Here is a 21,818-nt window from a genome sequence, read left to right on the forward strand (position 1 = left end):
AAGATCATCACAGCGAATCGACGTGAAAACCGGTCGAAACACCACAATGATCATATACTAGGTTGGACGCGTTTCGATCGGGCTCAGCACTACGTCAAGGAAATGGAGAAGTTCGCGACTGAGAATCAGGTCGAATCAGGGGTTCAGCTGTTTACTGTTCCCGGTGTCGGCCACAGTTCCTCGCGGCTTACTGAAATCTGCGCCAAGGCGATCCTAATCATGGGGCAACGCGCCAATCAAAAATAGAAAATGAGATACCGGTTACGACTCGCTAGCTATTTCGTTTTGCTGACAGCGGGAGTGCTGTTTGTGATAGTGTTGACTGCACCCTATGATTATCAGCATGCGTCTAATTCGCTTCGTCAAGCGTCCTCGTTTGAGGTGCTGTCGCTTTCGCCCGAGCCGTCTGGGTCGGAACAGGGTGATCACTTCTATCGATGGCCTGTGCTAGGCAGTACGCGTGTGTCGAATGCTTCGGTTCGTCAATCGCTTATGGATGCGTTGGACGCCGGTGTCGCCGAAAACGATGGCCAGATCTCTGCTTGCTTCAGTCCGCGTCATGGGATCCGCGCCATCGTGGACGGTCGTCGCTACGAACTGGTGATTTGTTTCGAATGCCTACATGCCCACTGGTACATTGACGGAAAACAGCAACGTGGTTTTATGCTAACCAGTTCTCCCCAGCCTGCGTTTGATCAAGTGTTAATCGATTCCTCTGTTCCGCTTCCCAAACCCTCCGAAAATTAGAGCTGTGAAAAAATGAATGAACCCCTGAATCCTTATGCCGCACCTGCCGCAGCTGCGGCGTTGCCGAACGAGTCGGATCCTTATCTCACCGGCGGCGCGGTCGTGCCGGCTGGAAAAGGGCTTCGCTTGGCAAATTTCTTTATCGACTATTTCGTGCAATTTGCCATCAGTTTTGCTTTCGGAGTTGTCGTCGTGGTCGTCGGCGGCCAAGACGGTATGGACTTTATTGATAGAACGCCGGGCTTTCTGATTGGCTTGCCCATTCTGCTCGGTTACTACATTCTGTGCGAAGCCACGACGTCAAGGACGCTGGGGAAATTGGTCACGGGAACGAAAGTGGTGAACGAACAGGGAGGCAAACCCTCATTTGGCCAGATTGTCGGTCGCAGTTTTTCGCGGCTCATTCCGTTCGAAGCGTTCTCCTTTCTTGGAGAAACTTCGAGAGGTTGGCACGATCGTTTTCCACACACGTATGTCGTGAAGTCTCGATAGCGTGAAAAAATAAAACGCAATCACGGCTTCACGGAAGCTGTGATTGCGTCGGAGGAACCTTGACGCGGGCACCGCTGGCGTCGGTCTACTCTTGGCCCATCAATTGACTCGCTTTTTGGGCGAGCTGGATGAACTCGGCTCTCAATTCGAATCGGTCTTCGCCTTTGCTGGCTTGGGCGACGCGGATCACGTCGCCGAGCGTCCAGTTTCCTTTGTACTCGCTGCGGCGAAGCTGCATCCCAAAACCGGCGACGGCGGCGGCAAAGCGAGTCTCTTTGTCGGATTTGTCAAAGCTGTCGCCCTCGTCCGTCACCGGAAACTCGACCAAGGTGCTGGTGTCACCATCAGGCTGTTTGTAACGCAGTTTGATCGTCAACATCTCGTCGCTTCGAGCTGCCTTGGTTGGCTTGACCTTGGCTTGGTATTTCAAGTCGTCGACCTTCGGTTTGGCCGCGTCGGGTTCGCTGCCGGCCGGGACGATTTCGTACAGTGCGGTGACGCTATGCCCCGCCCCAATTTCACCCGCGTCTTTTTGATCGTCATTGAAGTCTTCTTTCGCCAGCACCCGGTTCTCGTAGCCAATCAAGCGGTACGAGTTGACTTGCGTTGGGTTGAATTCGACTTGCAATTTGACGTCTTTGGCAATCGTCACTAGCGTGCTGTTGGTTTGATCGACCAGTACCTTGCGAGCTTCCTTTTCGTTGTCGATGAAGGCATAGTTGCCGTTGCCTCGGCCGCTGATTTGCTCGAGCATCGAATCGTTATGGTTGCCCATCCCAAACCCGAGCACGGACAAGAATACGCCGCCCTTGGCTTCTTTTTCCACCATGCGAACCAACGCGTCCGTGCCAGTCGTGCCGACGTTGAAATCACCATCGGTACACAGAATCACGCGGTTGACGCCGTCGGGGATGAAATGGTCGCGAGCGACTTGGTAGGCCAAGGCTATTCCGGCACCGCCATTGGTGCTGCCGCCGGCCGAGAGTTGCGTCAGCGCTTTGCGAACTTTCTTGCCGTTTTTTACTTTGGTTGAATCGAGTACCAATCCGGCCGATCCGGCATAGACTGCGATCGCCACTCGGTCGTTCTCGTTCAGCTGCTCCAACAACATTTTCATACCGTCTTGGACCAGCGGCAATTTGTTGGGCTGGTTCATCGAGCCGCTGGTGTCCAGCAAGAACACCAAGTTGCAGCGAGGACGCTCGGATTGTTCAATCACTTTTCCCTTTAGTGCGATCCGGGCGAGACGATGATCCTGGTTCCACGGGCATTCGGTCACGACGGCGCGAGCGGCGAAGGGATGTTCCGCGTCGCCAGCAGGCGGTTCGTAGTTGTAATCAAAGTAGTTGATCATCTCTTCGATTCGGACTGCGTCTGGCCGAGGCAGCTGCTTTGCACGAACAAGGAAATCACGCACCTTGCTGTAGCTGGCGGTATCGACATCGACTGAAAACGTGCTTAGTGGATGTTCGGAAACACGCCGGAACGGGTTGTCCTCGATCACGTCAAACTGGTCACCTGGGGTTCCAGGACCAGCGCCTTCGGGGTTGCGAACTTCTTCGTCCAGCAATTGGATGGCTTTGGGTAACCCCGGAATCGACTGTTTAAACTCGGTTCTTAAACTGGTGTTCGAGGGCACCGTATCCATCGGAAGCCCATATCCACCCGCCATGCTTTCGTCGCCGCGATTGGTGGGCTTGCTTTCAAAACGATCCGCAGATGGACTCGCCGGCATACTCATTCCCATACCCATGCTCTCCATCTCCATACCTCCGCTTCTTCCCCTTCTCAAACTCTCGTTGGACTCATTCTGCAATCCGCCCATCGCCATTCCACCTCCGGGCATCCCCATTTGTGCGTCGGATTCGGCAATTTCAGCACCCCCAAAGAAATCCCCAAAGGGAGCCGCTGATTCTCCGAACGGATCCGTACCGGCCGGAGCCGCAGGTGCATCCGGCGCAATGGAATGCAATTCGCTCGCCTCGGACTTCTTCGCCGATTCCGAATCCTTTGCTTCTTTGGCTGCATCGGATCGACGCGTCATCATGCTACGTCGAGATTTTTCCATCGCTTCAGGCTTAGGCTCCGATGCCGTTCGCGATCCGCTTTGGGCTTGCAGCGATTCGGATGGCGATTGCGACATGCTTAGTGCTCCAGCAGCTCCGGCTTGCCCCGCGCCGTCACGCCCTTGATCTGCGGCCGATTCTTTCAGCATTGATCGCATTGCGACTTGGGGGGGAGCTGTGTCAGCATCACGTTTTGCTTTTGCACGACTGTGAAATTGATCGGATGCGGAATCGGCGGACATCGCTGCTGCTGACATTGGCGCCGCTGCCATCGGAGACGTTGTCGGTGCCGCTGCTTCGGAGACTGCAAATCCGCTGGCGTCGGCAACATCGTCGGGCGTCAACTCTCCCGTGCCGCCCAGCGAATCTGCCGATAGCTCCACGATCTCGTCGTTTTCTTCTTGCCCACTCGTTGCCATTCGCATGTAGTCTTCTTGGCTGAGTGTCGGTTCCTCTTGGGGATCGGCCACAGCGTCCCCGTTCATCGCAATTTTGGGCGACATACTGGCCGGGATCGCGATCGCAGCGATAATCAAGACGATTGCCGCAGTCACGACCAACTCAACGGTGCCGAGTTGGTACCATGCTCGGTTCGGTTTGGTCGTAACAAACGTTGGATTGTTTTCACCGGCGATGATCTTGTCGCGGCGATTGGCGTCCAGCGGCGGGGTCGACTCGGATGCGAACAAAGAGTCGAGCTTGCTCGTCACACCGCGAGCTTCTTCGACCGCCGCGGCCAATTCGGCAGAGGACTGTATTTCGCTTTCGAAAGCTGCACGTTCATCCGTCGGCAGCTCGTCGAGCACGTAAGCGGTGATCCGAGGATCATTCCAGATGGATTCAGACATATTAGCACTCAGTTTTTTTGTGGATGGATCGGAAGCGTTGCGAAGAAAGGTGTCGGACACCTTTTTCCGTGCGTTTAGCTCATCGCCAGCGAGTTGCGGAGATTGCGAACCGCTTCGTGCAGATGGAAGCCGACGTTGCTGACCGTCAATCCGGTCACCTCGGCAATCTCGCGGTAACTCAATCCCGCCTGCATCCGCAAACGCAATACTTCCTGTTGTCGCGGTGACAATTGATCCACCATTTCGGTTAATCGGTCGCGAGCTTCCTCGTCGCTGGCCACCTCGGAAACGTCCGGTGCAGGGTCGGCGAGCGAGACCTTTGACGCATCAATCGGCGTCGAGTGTTTTGTTCTTTGCATGTCAATGACTCGGCTACGGCAAACGGAAAACAGCCAAGCTGCGACGCGAGATTCGATCTTTTTACGGTCTTCGCGACACAACCGCAGAAACGTTTCCTGCACCGCGTCCTGAGCCTCTTGCCAATCGCCACCAAGCATCCGCGACGCGTACGCCAACAGCGGTCGCTCAAAACGATCCACCAATGCACTGATGGTTTCAGCGGGCCACTGATTTTGGGCGTGATCCGGCATGATGATGGAATTGGATGAGGAGAGAGACGTGGGTTTCATCTTCGACAACGAAACCAAGAAAAGAATGTTAGGGAGGTTCCACGGAAAAATAGCAAAGTTCCGCGAGGGCGACTGTGTGTCGACGCCACAAGTCGTGCTACTGAAATAGTTTAGCGATTTCCGCGTGAGCTTGCTGCGAATCCGAAATCAATTCGGCCGAACCCAAATCCGCGAGCGAAACCGCCTTGGGATAGTACTGGCGAATCGTCTGTCGCAGCCGATCGTCAAGCTCCGCGGTCCAGCGATGTCGCGTGTTGCACTGTTTCAGCTCCGTCGGCGTGAGCGGGATTCGCAGCCGCAGACAGGCAGGGCCACCGCCACCCGCCATACTTTGGTTCAAATCAACATAACGCACCTCGCTGAACGGTTTTGATGCTGCGGTCCCTGAGCCGCCGACCCAAGATTCAACCAGCGCACGAGCCTGAGGGTGTTGTTCCACTTGCGCGGGGCAGACCAATACCGGCGATGACGATTTTTCGTCGTCAGTGTGGGGGCTGATCAACTGGCTGTTAAACAGATACGTGCTGACCGAATCGGCAAGCGACAATTCGTCTTCACTTACCACGATGCGGCGAAGAGGTCGGTGGTACAGATTTTGGTAACGATCAGCCATCTGCGGGATCACCTCGCCGGGATCGTAAAACGCTCGCTCGTGATGGATTAGCAAGTCGTGATGACTGGCGGCAACGACATCATTATGAAACGCTCCTGCATCAATCGCGTCGGGATGTTGTTTTACAAAAAAGGTATTTTCCGGATCGAGCCCCTGGCCGATTGCAATCGCTCTGGACGCGAGTAGCGATTGGCGAGGCCAGAATTGGTTCGGTTCAGGATCGCCGTCGCCATAGACAAGCAGATGGATACCGGGTTGGTTCTGGTCACTGCCAAATCGCATGTGGTTGGCGGCTCCCTCGTCACGCATCGCGGATCCACCCGGAAGTGGCGGCAGCACGTTCGCATGCGGAAAGAGGTTGCGAAGTTCTTGTCGCGTCGAATCGGCCTCGATCGCTCGATGCAAGCTCGCGTCGAGGTTCGCCACCGTCATCGCTGGTAAACCAAAACGATTGTCGATTGCGGGCGAAACCGTGGCGGCGTTTGCCGTCCACATCGCCGAACAGCTCATTGCAGCCGAAAGGACATTCGGCGTTTGCAAGGCGACTTTTTCAAGTGATTCGCCATCGGCAGTTTGAAAACCAACTTGCCTCAAAAACGGGACATCAGGCCGAGCCTGGGGCGGCAAAATGTACTGCGGCACGCCATAGCTGGCGATCAACCGCATCTTGTCCAGCCCCTGGAGTGCCGCGTTTGCGGGGTTCGAAACGTGCCCCGCGTGCGAATGCGAAGCAACATTGCCCACGCCGAGACCCCCAAAATGATGTGTAGGGCCGACAAGACGATCGACTTGGACTTCGATTAGTTTCAAGGGAGATGAGCCAAAAGGGGTGCGGAAATGTCTCTTACGCTATCATTTTTTTTTTCAGCGATCCGTTGTCGCAAAGCCATCCGTTGCCACTGAGCCGCCCTGTTTTGCCGCTGGCGTCGCTATAGGAGGGGGCGAGAATGGGGGCTATTGATTATCGCATATCCGGTACTTGAGGTCTATTCTGCCGAGAAAGAGGCGGCTCCTGTGTCCACCGGACTCGACCAGAGTGTGATCGACCAATATCAAGCTCAATCCGAAGGCGAGGGATACGATAACTATGTCGAGCCGAAATAGTGATTAGGACCGCCGATGGTCTTGTTGCCAGTCGCCCGTATTGAGACTCGTTTGATTCGTGGCCGATCCAGCATCTGCAAATTTGCCCGTGAATGGAGGTGATTGAACAGGGTTCGTTCCCGGTTCAATCATCCGACATCACGTCTTTCCCATTTTTTCTGTCGCAACAATTTTTCTGTCTATCTTGTTCCTCGATCCACGAAGGCATCCATCGGTAACGACGATTGTCGCGTGCTTAGCTGGTTCACTGGCTGATACGACGCGATGCCTCGTCATACCATCACACGGTGGGGCACTGGTGAGGAAAGGTTAAAAAATCACAGGTTAGAAAATGAGAAGCGATGGCTGGAACAACGCGGCGGCGAGCAATGATTGGTGTTGATGAGGGACCATGACGGTTCCAGCATATTGAGGACACTGCTCTGCGTTAATCGCACACGATGACGCTGTGCAAAGGAGCTGCCCTTCGTTGGGTAACTGTGTTTCTCCTGTTTGCCGAACCGGTCTCATACCAATCAGGCCGGAAAAACGGAAAGGCGAAGGACAGACGAATGAAGGACAGGCGAATTCAAATGAGCTGCTTGCCGAGCGTATCCTTCAGACAGCAGTGCTGACCTGAGTCCGGCGACGCAACCGATTACGGGGCGGCGATAATAAATTCTCAATCGGGAAAATACGACTCTGCCGCTCCAGTGCAGAAGGGAGGTCACTCGATTTGCTTTTCGGGGAGTGTGACCTGTGGACTCCTTTCGGTTCGCAAGGCATACGCAGCCCACATTATGCAGGCCGCAGTAACAGCGATTGCAAGCCCCAACCCTAGTTTGGTTGCGGGAGGAGCAGGCAAAAGCAAACAAACGAGCACGCATAGCAAGATGGGGTGGACTATCTTGCCCCAACGCTGTGGTATCAACCAGCCAAGTTCTGCAGCAGCGCTATGAGCAAATACGTGAAACGAAGCGAGAAAAAGCGGGATGAACAACCAGGGGGCCAACGCCGAATATCCAAGCGGAGCGAGGTAGAAACGGGAGGTCCAGGGAAAGCTGAATCCAACAAGCGACACTGTCAGTAAGGATGCAGACCACAGTACTTGAAGGCCATTCATATTTCGCAGAGAGTCCATACGGGAAGTGTCAGGTGTTGGAGTTCTTGCTCGGCTTACAAAATGTGTAGCCGGGAACGGGTGGTGATTTGTCACTTCCAAAAACGATCCTACAGCTCCGGCACCATCACATTGGTCGCGGCGGTTACAGGGGGTGATCGCGACCCCGATGATCACGTTCGTAAGTCATCGTACCCGACCCGCGATCGAGTCGCAATTCAATTTGTTGCAAACGAATTGGTCAGTCGGAAGCGACTGAAAACATCCGTGGCGTAACAGTTGAACCAATTGCCGCTGACATATACTTGGGGTGACACCGCGTCTACGTCGATTGAGATTCGCGTGCTCGTCGAGTGAACACGAGACGTCCGTTTACGTCGTGGCGATCCGACAGCACGAAACCCAGACGTTCGAGAACGGCTATTGAGCCGAGGTTGTCGCGTGCGACGCGAGCGTGGAAACCATTGAATCCGTTCTCCAATGCCAGGGACAGCACTTGCCGAACGATCATGGCCATCGACCCTTCAACTCTCTGGGAACGCCAGTATCCGATCTCGTCATCAGTTCGAGTTGCGGTTTTTAGATCGCAACTAGCACACGGAAGACCGTCGGGATCGTTCGCGATAAACACGTAATACCGATGGCTACTCCATCCCGCCGCCGCCCACTGAATGAAGTCTCTCGCGTCGTCCGACGTGTAAGACCTTCCCGCTAGTCGTTCACGGAACAGCCGATCGTAGATGGTCGTTTCGTTGCAACACGCGGTGATTCGTTCACGCACTTTTTTCGAATTGAACCGCTGCGTCAATCCGCAGAGTTGCAGCGACGTGCCGGGGATCCTAGTGCTGTTTGGACTCATCTCAACTGGATATCGCTAGTGATGTGGGGGAGCAGCGAACGGTTGATCTCTCGCTTGAGAATGCTCACGTTGGCCGGTTATGTAATGCGGGGCGTTAATTATCGATTGGGATGGTGTCGGAGACACGCGGGATCGAGCGAACGCGTCGCCACCCACACCAAGCAAGGTATCCCGCGATGATCGCAAAGCCAGTCCCAAAGATCAGGATGAACCAGAGATCCATCGGCTCCTCGGCCATCAATACTTCGCCGACAGTCGTCACAAGTCCAAACACAAAAAACGCAGCAAGCAATAGGTTCAGTATGCCAAGCGGACGAGTAAGCTCGTGATGTTTTCGATACCAGCAGATCCATTCGGCGATCGCGTAGCAGGCCACCGGCAGTACCAACATAAAGCCACCGATGAAGGAGAAAGGGGTATCGGCAGCACCAATTGCGATAACGCAGACGATCAAAAAGAGAATGGCAAATGTGAAGTTGATGACGAAACAAAGAGTGTCAAGCGGACGCGTTGCAGATGCCATGAATGAGACAGTGGGGTGATGCGGTGGGGTATACGCTTCGTTCATGTCTAGGTAGGAAAACTTAGTCCGACTCCGCCAGCCGTCCTCGGATGCATGACCCGCGACTCGGTTTCGTCTGCGACCTGCGGCTCAATCCGGCAGTGCTAATCGTCTCGGCGGCAAAAAAATGGATGGCAAAAAAATAGTCATTTGATTTGGAGCGATCGCAACGCTGAACTCTTTTAAACTTGACACATCTTTTTGCCTCACATGTTTTTGCCGGAGATGTACTGCAGAAAGAATCCTGACGTCCGCTTCACAGCGGCGAGGATCTCCAGCGATTTTGAGTGTTGACTGAACCAGCGCGAACCACTGGATCGGCCTCTTGGAGTCGCAATGAAATCATCGACCGCGCAGATCACACGCACCGATTCGACTGCGTCATTTCTTCGGTATCAGCTCCTCAACCACACTCCGCTTAAGTGGGTTTTGGGTGGAAACCTTGATCAAACACAGGCCGGCAATCAAGTACCCTGATGGCTCGGCCACGCTTGGAGCTGTAACCTCAAAGTGGATGAAAGGTGAATCTTCGGTCTTCAACCCTTGCAGCATTCCTTGTGAGCTAGCGTTTGTCAATCAGAACGATACCATATTGGCGCTCGATCTGCTTTGGCGCAAATCGCTCGTCGATCTTCGCGTTGATCGTCCGCCAATCGAATTCCATGGTTCGGATTCTATCGGGCTCCTCCACAACGGCGACGGAGGATCGGAGTTTGAAAAAGTTAAATTGACAATTGTAAATTTCAAATTGAATCGGGGGGCGTGCTTGGCGATGCGGCTGGCAGTTCAACCGGCCGCGGGGTGCTTGAGATTTTGGTGCGGTGGGATCTTGAGCAAGATCCACTACGTTAATCTTTTACTTGACGACGTCCCAAGGATCGAGCGTGGCGAAGGATTCGGTTTCGGTTGGGGACTGGAGTGATGCTACCGGATCGCTACAGAAATCGATCGCGTGATAACCCGCAGGGCGATGGTTGCCGCTGTCGCCCATGCCACCAAACGGCAAACTGCCTGCGGCTCCGGTTGTGGGCCGGTTCCAATTGACCACTCCGGCACCGACGCTGTCGACAAAGTTTTCAAACATGCTGGTTGTGCCACCGAGTAGCGTGGCGGCTAAACCATAGGGCGTGTTCGCTGCTGCTGCGACCGCCGCATTAAAATCAGCGACTCGCTGGATCACCAGCAGCGGGCCGAACCATTCGAGTTCGCCGATCGCCGAGAGCTGAGCGTCAGTGCATTGCGTTGCATCGACAATCGCAGGGTGCACCAAGTTCTCGCGACGCGAATTGACTTTCCAAGGCACGACCGCACGGCAGCCGTTTGCTAACAGGGCGTCATAGGTCTTGCGTAATTGTTTGGCGGCAAGGGCTGAGATCAACGGTCCGACTTGGGGTGTTGTCTGGTCGCCGGGTAATCCGACGACCAGCGATTGTGTTCGCTCAATGACCGCATCGATGTGAGCTTCGCTGTGTGAGTTCTCGATAAACAAGGCACGTCGGGCACACGAACAGCGTTGGCCTGCGGAAACGAAAGCCGAAAAAGTCACAAGCTCGGCCACGGTCGCCGATGGGATCGAGTCGCTGACGACGACGGGATTGTTGCCGCCGAGTTCTAAGGCCAACAAGACATCGGGGCGACCTGCTAATTGGCGATGAATGGCGCGGCCCGCAGCGCGGCTGCCGGTCAGCAAGACCGCATTGATTAGCGGCGAGTCAATTGCATGAACAGCAACCTCGACGCCCCCTTGGACCATCTGCATCACACCATCGGGAAGTCCCGCTTGCCGCCATGCATCGATCATCCATTGCCCGACCGCCGTGGCTTGATCGCTCGGCTTGAACACGATCGTGTTGCCGGCCAACAGCGCCGGGACAATTTGACCACCGGGAAGATGCAGTGGGAAATTGAACGGGCCCAAGACCAAGGCGACACCGAGCGGATGATAACGAACCACACGAGCCAGGCTGCCCGATTCAATCACCGTTTTGCCGCGTCGTTCATGAAGGGCTGTGACGCTTAGATCGATTTTGCCGATCGCAGCGCCGATTTCGGCGTCGGCATCCCAAGGCAATTTGCCGACTTCGCTTGTAATGAGCTCGCGAATTTCTTCACGATGCTCGCTCAAGTGTTTTGCATAGTTGCGTGCGATCTGTATCCGTTGTGAAAGCGGAGTACGGTGCCAAAGTATCGCGGATTGCCGTGCCGTTGCGATCGCTCGCTCGATTTGCTTGGGCGTCGATTCGGGGCCATCAAAGAGGATTGTGTCATCAAGTGGACTCACGCTTTGAAACAATTTAGGCATTTCTCGACTCCAACGGGATCGTGTTTCGATTTCTGACCTAGGTTTAGGTAGACGAGAATAGCTCTCTTGTCTGGCCACCTGCAATCTAAAGTCCACACACGGAGTATATACTCAGATGAAACGAAATAAAAAGAACGGCTTTTCGCTGCTTGAAGTGATCGCCGCAGTTGTGATCCTCGCTGTCGTCGCCGCTGCCACCGTAGCTACGGTCGCGCCGATGCGAGCGAAGAGCGATCAAAAGTTGTCTGAACAAGAAGTCGCGACACTAAACAGTATGGCACAAACCTACTTCCTCGAAACGGGCGCGTTCCCCCGCAGTGTCAACGACCTGGTTACGGGCGGTTACCTTGCCAATACAACTCCGGCCGAACAAACACGCATTACCGCAATCCGTCGTAATTACACCTACGCTCGTGCGACCGGTACGTTTACGAAACGCTAAATAGGCGTAGTCAGTCTCCGCGAGGAGCTGGCTGCGATCCAGGCCAAGCGAATCATTCACGGCGACATATGGCGTGAACGATTCGCAGGACATTTGGGGTCGTCGAGGAGACGCTGCGAGCGAGAAATTGTTTGCACCTCCACGTCGACCCATTTTTTTTGCCGAGATCCTTTGGGTGTCGATCATGTTTACCCAATCAAAACGAAACGGTGTCACCTTGATCGAAGCGGTCATGGTGGTCGTGTTGCTGAGCGCTTCGGCGGTCGCGAGCTCGTTTGTGTTGAGGCCGCGTTGGTCATCGGAGCTGAGTGTGACGGGGGTAACGCTGCATGTCGCGGATACGCTGATGATGGCACGCAATACTGCGATCACAAACCAAGCCGATGTCAGGGTTCAGCGGATTCGCAAAGACGGCCAAACGATGCTGGCAATCACTGAAGCGGCGGGGCCGATCCGCGATGAAAAGATCGCGTTCTTTGAATTGGGGACCGAGGTCACCGTGACAGGATCGCCCACGGAAATTCGTTTTTCGCCCATGGGCAGCGCCGACCGTGACCTTCGCTGGACGATCACTCAGGGCGGCGTCGCCGGAGAGGTTCGAGTGTCGCCCACCACGGGCAACGTTCAAAGCCGAGTTCCCTAACCTCGATGTACATCATGCGGATCGAAGCAAAAGTCAAATCGAAACATCGTCGCGGAGCCACATTGCTGGACGTCGTCACCGGATCGATGTTGCTTTCGGTTCTGTTGATTCCGTCGCTTCATTTAGTTACGCGGTCACAGAAGATGAATCGCCGATTGAAGTTGCACGACTCGATGTTGTACGAGGCCGACCAATTGCTGCAGCAGCGAAAGATTTTGCTTTCGGACCAGGTGTCGTTTACGAAGGCATGGGCGCGCCCGATGTCGAGTCCTGAACGGTCAACAATCGTGACCGAAGACGGCCACAAACTAGCCGCCGGTGTGCTGGTCCAACGTAATACGACCATCAAGTCGTCCAAATTATTAACGATCACATGCCAAGTGTGGCAGGACCGCAATCGCAACGGACGCGTCGATGAAGACGAGCCGGTGGAAGAACTGCAATCGCACTGGGGCGAACCATGACCGTGCCTCGCAATCAACAATCGCGTCGTCGCGGAATCAGTTTGATCGAAGTGATCGCGTGTACGGCGCTTGTCGCGATTCTGTTCATTCCGATCGCCGGGGTAATTCGTGCTTCGGCGCGAACGATTGAAAGTGCCCAATCGGGCGGCTCGGCTGCCACCAATTTACAAAATACTTTGACGTGGTTGTCGGGGATGATCGACGATGGAACGGTCGTGACTGCGAACGCGTCCAGCTTGACTTTGCAGCGACGTGACGGCACGATCGTCAAGATTACTCGTGCTAACAATCAATTGGTCATGATTGACGGCAAATCGACGGACGCGGTGTTGGCTGAAGAGATCCTTGACTTTTCGGTTCGTTCCATCGTCCAGCCTAAGCCGTCAAGCCGGTGGGTTGGCATCGAAATCGACCTTATTGGTTTGGATACGACTAAAAATCGCAAGGTTGCAGTGACGGCGACTGTTGTGTTCCCACCGCAAATTCCTGAACCGAAAAAGGGCGGGAAATGATCCAGTCAAAACGCTTGCACAAGCTTCGCAGCGCACGCACCCGCTCAGGTTCGGCATTACTGCTGTGCACGCTTGCAGCGGCGGTATTGTCGATGTCGGCGATCGCGATATTGAGGTCCAGCAAGCTTGCGATCGCGCGCGTCGATGCGCGGCGAACGGCGATCCAAGGACGTCACATCGCTGACGGACTCGTACAGCAAGCGATTGCTCAACTAAAAAGTGATGCTGACTTTGAAGGCGAGATTTTTGCAACCGATTCGGCAATGCCAACCGCTCGTGTCGTCGTCAAACAGCCAGGTAAGAAAGAAGCGATGCTGTCCGTTTTCCTGTACGAGAGATCGGCCGTCGCCGCGAAGGAAGTTTCGATTGACGTCGACGAGCTAAAGACAAAGGGTAAATCGAAAGACCCTAAAGAGCCAAAGGCTCCCAAAACAAAGACAAAATAAGCGAGCTGTTTTCCGGTAGCGGAACTCGTCAAGAGTTCCGTCGTTGTTCAGAGATTCATCAAACGTCACTCTCGACTTCCGCGACGGTCAAGCTTGATGGATTCTGCCGTAGTGGATCTTGCTAAAGATCCTGCCACATGGGGATCTTGGGGATCTTTAGCAAGATCCACTACCGTCACCCTCGTTTCTAGTGGTCCGGCATTGCAGATCGCAGGATCATTTTCCATGCAGATCGACCATCGTTTCTAGATCGCTGCGGTAACCTTTGTCAGGAAACTGGCGACTATCAAACGCCGCTCCGACGCCGTCCCAGTTCTCCGTAGGCTCGTTGAATTGCGAGGCTTGGTCCGAACCGGTTGGGCTTGAAATAATCGTCCCCTCGGAATCGATCGGGCCACGAGCGGTCTTACGAAAGGCTTTCTCTGCGTGAGAGATAATGCAATCACGAAGCGTGACCGGCAACTTCGCTCGGTCGTCGGTTTGCACCGCGGCACTGCGTGAGCCGAAGAAAGTACATCGCTGTGCCAACACGGGACCGCCGTTGCACCACAACCCCACGACTCCGCCGCCTGCGAAACAATTCCACAGCATGCCAGTGGACCAGATTCGAAAGTTGCGTTTGTTGTTCACTGCGACACAGCCCATCAGCCTGACGTCTTCCACCTTTAAATCAAAACCGGCGTCTTGATTACGAATCGCGCGACAGTGGTGGAAACGGACTCGCTGAGCACTACCCTCGACGACAAAACCGTCTCCGTTTTTGTATTTTCCCTTTTGCAGCGGCATCATGTTGTTGCTGGCCACACACTGCTTAAAGAGGAAATCACGGTTGGGCGAGTCGCCGTTGTTGACGGTAAAGCCGAACGGCAGCAACTCTGTTTTTTTCTCCCACGACTCGTCGCCTTCGGAGCAATCGGCGGTACATCGCAACAATTCCACTCGATCGCATCCCTTTTCGAAGCGGAAACCATGTTTGGTGTAGCGAGTCAAATCACAGTCAACGAGTCGTAAGTCGTCACTATCCGAGACGTAGAATCCATAGCGAGTGTGGCTGATATCGACGTCCTCAAACAAAAGATGAGAGCTGTCCTCTGCCTTACTTGCTTTCACGATGGAAACACCGGTCACGTAGCCATCGATCCGCAAACCTTTCAAGCTGACATAGCCAACACCAGCGGCAATCCGAACGGCGGTGACACCTTTGGTTGGCGCGTCGGCACTCCAAGTGCCACGAAATACTGGCAGTCCCTCACCTTGGTCGACACCCACGATTTGTTTCGGTCGTTCTGATTCGCCTCCTTCGGTGATCGTGATCTTTGCATTGCTGTAGACACCACTTCCAATCAGCAATCGGTCACCGGGGTGTAAATGATCGTCGACTACGGATTGGAGCGAATTGCCAGAGAACGCATGCTGCCAGCTACTGCCATCCCTACGTCCTGCACCGTCCGGTGTGACGTAGACATCCGCGCCCATCGCGGGAACCGCTGCTGCAGAAAGCATCAAACCAAACATCGTCGCAATCAAAGGTTTCATTAACTCACTCGGTGACGAGAAAAAGGGGGCAGGGGCATCGTTCGTCGGTAGGAATACTTCGTATTCGCTAAAAAATACAAGGCACCAAGTATCGTCGGTGATGGTACGAATGCAAATACCACTCGCACTTTCACCGGTGAATGCAGTTTGATGAAGAACGGGATGCTTTCCGGTGATCGCTACTGCTGGGTCGCTAAAACAATGGTATTGACTTAATTTTTGGCTGCGTAGGCTTACTGTCACCTCTCCACCAACTTCGAAGACTGCTGATTTAGTAGCAGTCGAATAGGCCGGAGGCCGAAACATAAATTGCCGTTGGCGTGAGCCAACGGTTTAGGAGCGACCTGTCGCCATAAGGCCGGAGGCCGACACACTGTCCGAGAGTGTGTCGCCCGCTGGGCTATGTTTCCCCACCTCCACTAGCCGGTGGCTCACGCCACCGGCAAAGGGTGTGTCGGCCTCCGGCCTGTAATCATTGCTACTAAATCAGCCGTCCAGCGTTACGTTTTGTTACCAGGCTGGAGCCTGAGAACGCGCGTCTTTTTATTCGCATTCACCGAAAAGTATCGATGCGTCTTGCATTTAGAAATACAAGGTTTATTCTTCGATCAGCGTTTTAAATTCGGCTTCCGTCAAAACCTTCACCCCCAGCGACTCGGCCTTTGCCAACTTGCTGCCTGCCTTTTCACCAGCGACCAAGTAGTCGGTCTTTTTACTGATACTGCTCGATGCACGACCACCGAGTTTTTCGATTAGACCTTTGATTTCGTCGCGATTGAATTGCTGAAGCGTTCCGGTGACAACGAGTGTTTTGCCTTCGAGCGGACCGCCACTTCGTGCCGTGACATCTTCACTCAGTTTGACGCCCACTTCGGCAAGCTCGGCGAAGACTTTCTTGCCGTAGTCGCTGTGCAGAAACTCGTGCATGCTTTTAGCGATCGCGTCACCGATTTCATGAATCGATGCGAGGTCTTCGATCGATGCCGATTGCAGTTGCTCGATTGTCGGGTAATGCCGCGTGATCAGCTGAGCGACGCGCGGTCCGACGTGCCGGATCGAAATCGACGCGAGTACGCGGGCTAGCCCCCGAGTCCGGCTTGCCTCGACCCCAGCGACCAAGTTTTCCGCGTTCTTTTTGCCGACTTGGACGTCAATCATTTTGCCGTCTTTGCCTTTGCGCTGTTTCAGCCAGTTGACATCGGCAAGCTCTGGGGCGGTCAATCGATACAGATCGGCATAACTGGAAACGATGCCGCGTTGCACCAGCAAATCGACCAACTCGTCTCCGAGTCCATCGATATCCATGCCTGGGCGGCTGCCGAAATAGATCAAGCGTTGACGCAATTGCGCGGGACATTCGGGACTGGGGCAACGAATATAAACGCCTCCATCATCTCGCACCAATTCGGTGCTACAAACAGGACAATGTGTCGGGAACTGAAACGGAGGTCGCTCGGTTTTGCGTTCGTGTTTTTCGACACGGACGACTTTGGGAATAATCTTGCCGGCCTTTTCCACGACGACGACGTCACCTTCGCGGACATCCAATCGCTCGATTTCGTCGGCATTGTGAAGCGACGCTCGCGACACCGTGGTGTCAGCGATATCGACTGGTTTTAGATGAGCCACCGGAGTGATCGCTCCGGTCTTGCCGACTTGGACGCTGATCGATTCGAGCACCGTGACCGCTTCGTAACGTTCGAATTTATACGCGATCACCCACCGTGGACTCTTGCTGCGAATCCCCAATCGTTCACGTTGGTCAAAGCGATTGACTTTGAAAACGATCCCGTCCACTTCGAACGGCAAATCGGGCATCTCCTCTTCAAACACCGCAACGGCCTTCAGTGCGTCGGCGGAGCTTTTAAACACCTGGACTTCGGGGGTCGGCGGAATACCAAGCTTGCCAACTTCGTCCAAAAATTCGATATGGTTTTTAGCCTTCAAGCCAGTTGTTTCGCCGATACCGTGACAGAAAAATCGGAGTTTGCGTTCGGCCGCGACAGCCGGATCGAGCAACCGAATCGTCCCGGCGGTGACGTTGCGTGTGTTTTTGTAAGGCTCGGAACCCGCCTCGGTTTGTCGCAGATTGAGGTCCGCCAAATCCGCGTTCGTCATATAGACTTCGCCGCGAACCTCTAGCACGTCCGGCGGCGATTCACCGACCAGACGCAGCGGCACATCGCGGATGGTGCGTACGTTGTGAGTGATATCGTCGCCGACTTGTCCGTTTCCACGAGTCAGCGCAACAGCCATATTGCCTTGCTCGTACCGAATCGAGGCTGCGACACCATCGATTTTAAATTCCATCACCCACTGGATCGGCTCGCCGAGTGTTTTTTCGGTGCGGTCGAAATACGCCTTCAGTTCCTCGCGGCTGTAGGTGTTGTCGATCGACAACATTGGAACCGAATGAGCGACTTGGACCAAGTGCGGGACCGGTGCGTCACCCACTCGTTGGGTCGGTGAGTCGGCCGAGGCGAATTCGGGATGCTCGGTCTCGAGTTGCCTGAGTTCTTCGAGCAATCGATCGTACTGAAGGTCGGTGACCGCAGGTGTGGCCTCGACATAATACAGGTGATCCAAACGGCGGATCTCGGTTCGTAACTCTGCCACACGTTGCGCGATGGATTCGTTCACGACCGTGTTTCTCCTGTGGATAGAAAAGAATGTCAATTGTTGGCCGGATCAAGGACGCAGGATCATGCCGGATCGTCGCAAACGGTGGCTTGATCGTATTCGCTAAAGGACAAAATTGAAATTTACAATTGCGTCCGCGCCGGTCCGGCGTTTTCGTGGTTTGCTTGATTCGACCTACGAAAAATGCATCCTGAAAAAAACGCGGATCGGGTCCACAAAAGCATACGGTAAATTGCCCGCGAAAAGGAAGACGGGGATTTCGCCCGCGATTCGTTGGCCACGCTATTGCTGCGTTTGTTGAGAGGTTGTTTCGCGCGGCATCGATGATTCGGTTTCCAAGGGGACTAGGAATTCGCTGCGTTGTTTAGCGACCGCGTATTCGGTTTCCGCCCGCTGCATTTCCAACGCCCTTTCGTGCTGCACCCATTGATCGTAAACCGCACCCGAAACCACGCGGTCCTCGGCCCTCAGCAGTTCGGGATCGTATGTCAGACCGGGATGATGTTGAGCGCGTTCAAAGTGTGTCAGCGGTATTGTGTGCGTTCGCAGTTCCGCTTCCCACTTATCGATCGCTTCGATGGCGGCTTCGCGAGCGATCCCTTTGGGTGCTGCGTTTTTTTGAGTACCAAACGGATCGTAATCGTCGCCCGCGGAACTCCATTTGTCCCACCAACTGAGTTTGGGCCCGAACAGATTCGCGATGATCTGGTCGACACGATTGAGCATGTGTCGTGTGACAGCTCGACTTCGTTTGAATAACGCGGTAGGAAAGATGGGATAGTCCCAAATCGTTCGTGACTGTTTTGCGATATAGCGAATGTTCGCCAGCAACTGATACAGCAGCGAGATCGACGCTTCATTTTCTTGCATCTGACGATACGTCAATCCATAGTTCAGCGAACGCTCGGCCAGATAATTCAGCTTCGGCATCAGTGATTTGACGCCGCCGGTGCCCCAGGTTTTCGCTTCACGAGCGATTCGCTGCTCGTTATACAGATCGACCACGATTGAATCGATCAAGGCGTCGCCGATCTGCTGGATCTCGTCGGTGGTTAGCGGGCGGTCGATGTAGTTTTCGCGGAAGCGGGGGAAAGTCCGTTCGCTGACCAAACGGATGAAGCGATCCACCTTGTCTTCGAATTTCAGTGTCAAGAAAATACCGTGCTTGTTCGCCTCGCTGTTGATAAAGTCGTCACCGATGATGTCGATCGAGTCGACTTCGAACAAGACCGCCGACCCTTTGCTTGAATCCAGCGAACGTCGTGCTTCGAGTCTGCCAATTTTTCGTTTGCGAAAAAATCCCCAAGACGTATCGGTATCGGCGGTGTCGTTGCGATAAACGATGACCCAGCGGTGCAGTGGATCTTGCTTCCGCAATTGATTCTGTAGCCGGACGGCTTCTTGTTCGAGCCATTTCGGTTTCGGTTGAAATAGGAACGTCCGTTTTTGTATCTCGAATTCGTGGACCGCACCGAGCGATGCGTCGGCAATTGCATCGGCGCCGGATGTGATTCCGCCGACCACGTCGCCGGTCCGCTGGACGTATTGATTCCAACGGTGAATCTGTTTCAGAAAAGCTCGCTGGGTTTTAATTTGGCTGGCCGTTTTGCTGCGGTTGATTGGGATCAGGTAGGACTGCAGCGCCGCGGCGCCCCCGCTGCGTGAATCGCCCACGATATAGAAATTGATGTCGAAATCCGCAGCAGCGACCAAAAACTGTGACTTGGCAAGTTGCTCAAATGCCGTTTTTTTGCCGATCGGTGTTTGGTAGTAGTTGTTGGGAATGATGATCGTCATGCCACGCCACATTTCGAGCATCGATTTGTCGGCTTCGATCTTGCGGACTAGGTCCAGAAAACCATAGTAGGAAACGTCCCACACATCCAAGCCGCTACCGAAATAGTCGGCAAGTTGCGTCCATTTTTGGATGTCGTTGACGTCAGTTTTTTGATTCGCAATCAGTAAAAAACGCGATCCTTCATCGCGGCGAAATTGTTCCGAGACGCGAATCGTTTCCTTGCGATAATCAATGCGGCGGTACTGGTCATGCCGCGAACTCGACCCGGGATGTTGCAGTAACAAATCGACGCCGAGCGTAAAACTTTGGTAGGCGATCACGTCACTGTGGTTGCGGATGCCAATGCGAGTTTCGATCCAACGCGTTTCACCTGGGGATAGATTGCGTACGGCGTCGCGAAATTCTTCGGCCCGCAGATCATGCGGCATGTCCGAGTCGTTGAAGAACAGCAATTGGTTCTTGTCGATATCGCCGCCGAGCAAGCGAATGCCGGTGCGGACGCTGCGATGGTACGCTCGATCATCATACGTTTCATCGCCGATGTTGGTGATCGCATATCGGACGCGAGTCGATTCGCCTGGCGCGAGACTGTTCAGCGCCGTGATCTCGGTTAGCTGCAACGGGAATCGGACATCGACCGTTTCCTCGTTCTCGAAGTCGCGAAACGGGCGATGGATCCCGCTTTCGACGAATGCTCTTGGGTTAACGTCGTGCTTTAGATGGAACGGTTGCTTACGCGGTTCGTTGACGATGACATTGGTCCATCGTAGCGACAAGCATTCATCATCGAACGTATACGTTTCCTCTGGTTCCAGAACACGGGGTAATACCAATTCGGTTTCTTCGGATTGGATCCATGTATCGGACGGCAGCAAAATGCGGATTTTATAGTTGGGAGGCGTCGGCATTCCGCCGCGGTTTCGAACGCTGATCCGCTCGAGGCTCGCCAAACTGTCGGGTTCGTAGACACGGTACTCGCTGGCGATGTCGAACGAGACGAGTTCGAGATCGTAGGGCGATTCGTACTGTGTTTGAACGCCGCGAGGACCGTTGACGACGATCCGCAAACGACCGTTTTTTCCCGGGGTTCCGTCATCCGCTCGGTAAGACGACGGAGCGCCATCGCGGCCGCGACGTCCCGGGCTGCCGCCTGGGTTGGAATGATGGACGGTGTGAGTGTGACCGTTTTTGCCACCGGTGCGATGCGTGGTGGTCCAGTGATAACTGCTGCCACCAGGACCGCCGGGGCCCCCACGACCGCCGAGTCCACGTTCTCCGGCAAAACCAATGTCACCGCCGGACAAGTCGCCTGTGACCAGCATCAGCAGACCGAGATGGTGATGATCGATTTGCAGCGTGATGTCGCCACCGTCGCCGCCGTGTTGACCGTCGCTCGGGTTGCCGGCGTCACCACCGTTGCCTCCAGGTCCTCCGTCGGTTCCACTGGAAAAGCGGGTGGCATCTTGACCGGGGCGTCCGGGGGCACCGGGTTGTCCATCGCCAGCGCGTCCGCCGTTGCCTCCTTTGCCGCCGACGGCGCGAATGAACACGTATCCGTGATCGCCAATGATTCGTTGCAATTCAATCCGATGTGACGAACCATCGGACGCGACCGCAGTCCCTGAAATCAGGATCGTTCCCGATTCTGTGTCGTGTTCAGGATAGGTCAGTTCGAGAGTGGCCGCTGCGGCTCGTTGGCCCGCGGTGGCAGCACCCGCGTCTTCGCCTCGCTGGCCATCCGCACCATAGCCACGATTGGGGGTGAAGATCGACCTGCCATCACGTCCATCGATCCCGTCGTCACCGCCAAGATCGATCTCGGCAAGACAATCGATCTCACCATCGGATGCAAAGCAACCGGGATCGGCGTCGTCGGGATGGGCAGCGGCACGAGGATTCATGCCTGCGATTATATCGCGTCCACGGTTGGGGGGAGACGCCAGGATGAAAGCTGAGCTTACGTAGCGAAACGATGTAGCGAAACTCGCCAAGAGTTTCGGAGAGGGGGGCGCAGAG

The 21,818-nt window shown here is 54.7% G+C and carries 18 protein-coding genes; 9 read left to right on the forward strand and 9 right to left on the reverse strand.

The window, feature by feature from the left end; translation table 11 throughout:
* From ABD971_RS28530 to ABD971_RS28540, 3 genes are all read left to right on the forward strand, one after another.
* A partial coding sequence (locus ABD971_RS28530; protein ID WP_345327141.1) for a hypothetical protein occupies positions 1–246 on the forward strand: 246 nt, incomplete at its 5' end.
* Between the two features lie 3 nt (positions 247–249).
* A complete protein-coding gene (locus ABD971_RS28535; protein WP_345327142.1) occupies positions 250–747 on the forward strand; it encodes a hypothetical protein in 498 nt (165 codons plus the stop codon).
* 12 nt (positions 748–759) lie between these two features.
* The gene (locus tag ABD971_RS28540; protein WP_345327143.1) at positions 760–1,239 is read left to right on the forward strand and encodes an RDD family protein; all 480 of its coding nucleotides are present in this window, start codon (positions 760–762) and stop codon (positions 1,237–1,239) included.
* Positions 1,240–1,324: 85 nt separating this feature from the next.
* Here the strand turns inward: ABD971_RS28540 and ABD971_RS28545 are convergent, their stop codons facing one another.
* The 3 genes from ABD971_RS28545 to ABD971_RS28555 all read right to left on the reverse strand — a co-directional run bounded on the left by ABD971_RS28545 (position 1,325) and on the right by ABD971_RS28555 (position 6,205).
* Positions 1,325–4,153, reverse strand: a complete 2,829-nt coding sequence (locus tag ABD971_RS28545; protein WP_345327144.1) for a vWA domain-containing protein — start codon at positions 4,151–4,153, stop codon at positions 1,325–1,327.
* Between the two features lie 74 nt (positions 4,154–4,227).
* Complete coding sequence (locus ABD971_RS28550) at positions 4,228–4,743, reverse strand: RNA polymerase sigma factor (protein ID WP_339940419.1); 516 nt, start codon at positions 4,741–4,743, stop codon at positions 4,228–4,230.
* A 136-nt stretch (positions 4,744–4,879) separates the two neighbouring features.
* Positions 4,880–6,205, reverse strand: a complete 1,326-nt coding sequence (locus ABD971_RS28555; protein ID WP_345327145.1) for an N-succinylarginine dihydrolase — start codon at positions 6,203–6,205, stop codon at positions 4,880–4,882.
* A 147-nt stretch (positions 6,206–6,352) separates the two neighbouring features.
* On the opposite strand from ABD971_RS28555, the gene ABD971_RS28560 reads away from it, so the two are divergent.
* Positions 6,353–6,499: a hypothetical protein gene (locus ABD971_RS28560; protein WP_345327146.1), complete on the forward strand. Its 147-nt coding sequence runs from the start codon at positions 6,353–6,355 to the stop codon at positions 6,497–6,499.
* Positions 6,500–7,920: 1,421 nt separating this feature from the next.
* Here the strand turns inward: ABD971_RS28560 and ABD971_RS28565 are convergent.
* From ABD971_RS28565 to ABD971_RS28575, 3 genes are all read right to left on the reverse strand, one after another.
* A complete protein-coding gene (locus tag ABD971_RS28565) occupies positions 7,921–8,457 on the reverse strand; it encodes a GNAT family N-acetyltransferase (RefSeq protein WP_345327147.1) in 537 nt (178 codons plus the stop codon).
* 94 nt (positions 8,458–8,551) lie between these two features.
* Positions 8,552–8,980, reverse strand: coding sequence for a hypothetical protein (locus ABD971_RS28570; protein WP_345327148.1), 429 nt, complete (start codon positions 8,978–8,980; stop codon positions 8,552–8,554).
* Positions 8,981–9,875: 895 nt separating this feature from the next.
* Positions 9,876–11,321, reverse strand: coding sequence for an aldehyde dehydrogenase family protein (locus ABD971_RS28575; protein ID WP_345327149.1), 1,446 nt, complete (start codon positions 11,319–11,321; stop codon positions 9,876–9,878).
* A 115-nt stretch (positions 11,322–11,436) separates the two neighbouring features.
* Between ABD971_RS28575 and ABD971_RS28580 the strand changes: the two genes are divergently transcribed.
* From ABD971_RS28580 to ABD971_RS28600, 5 genes are all read left to right on the forward strand, one after another.
* Positions 11,437–11,763 (forward strand): prepilin-type N-terminal cleavage/methylation domain-containing protein, encoded by a 327-nt coding sequence (locus tag ABD971_RS28580; RefSeq protein WP_339940406.1) that lies wholly within the window; start codon positions 11,437–11,439, stop codon positions 11,761–11,763.
* A 184-nt stretch (positions 11,764–11,947) separates the two neighbouring features.
* A complete protein-coding gene (locus ABD971_RS28585) occupies positions 11,948–12,406 on the forward strand; it encodes a pilus assembly FimT family protein (RefSeq protein ID WP_345327150.1) in 459 nt (152 codons plus the stop codon).
* 14 nt (positions 12,407–12,420) lie between these two features.
* Entirely contained in the window at positions 12,421–12,870 is a 450-nt protein-coding gene (locus ABD971_RS28590) for a hypothetical protein (RefSeq protein ID WP_345327151.1), read from the forward strand.
* Positions 12,867–13,382 carry a hypothetical protein gene (locus ABD971_RS28595; RefSeq protein ID WP_345327152.1) on the forward strand — a complete coding sequence of 172 codons (516 nt, stop codon included), beginning with the start codon at positions 12,867–12,869 and terminating at the stop codon, positions 13,380–13,382. The genes ABD971_RS28590 and ABD971_RS28595 overlap by 4 nt, the downstream gene beginning before the upstream one ends.
* A complete protein-coding gene (locus ABD971_RS28600) occupies positions 13,379–13,828 on the forward strand; it encodes a hypothetical protein (protein ID WP_345327153.1) in 450 nt (149 codons plus the stop codon). The genes ABD971_RS28595 and ABD971_RS28600 overlap by 4 nt, the downstream gene beginning before the upstream one ends.
* Before the next feature lie 216 nt (positions 13,829–14,044).
* On the opposite strand, the gene ABD971_RS28605 is transcribed toward ABD971_RS28600, so the two are convergent.
* From ABD971_RS28605 to ABD971_RS28615, 3 genes are all read right to left on the reverse strand, one after another.
* A complete protein-coding gene (locus ABD971_RS28605) occupies positions 14,045–15,364 on the reverse strand; it encodes a right-handed parallel beta-helix repeat-containing protein (RefSeq protein ID WP_345327154.1) in 1,320 nt (439 codons plus the stop codon).
* Positions 15,365–15,961: 597 nt separating this feature from the next.
* Positions 15,962–18,004: an NAD-dependent DNA ligase LigA gene (gene ligA, locus ABD971_RS28610; RefSeq protein WP_425571386.1), complete on the reverse strand. Its 2,043-nt coding sequence runs from the start codon at positions 18,002–18,004 to the stop codon at positions 15,962–15,964.
* 282 nt (positions 18,005–18,286) lie between these two features.
* A complete protein-coding gene (locus tag ABD971_RS28615; RefSeq protein ID WP_345327156.1) occupies positions 18,287–21,703 on the reverse strand; it encodes a DUF7932 domain-containing protein in 3,417 nt (1,138 codons plus the stop codon).
* Positions 21,704–21,818 lie beyond the last annotated feature (115 nt).

The sequence above is a fragment of the Novipirellula rosea genome (genome assembly GCF_039541335.1).
Taxonomy (GTDB): Bacteria; Planctomycetota; Planctomycetia; order Pirellulales; family Pirellulaceae; genus Novipirellula; species Novipirellula rosea.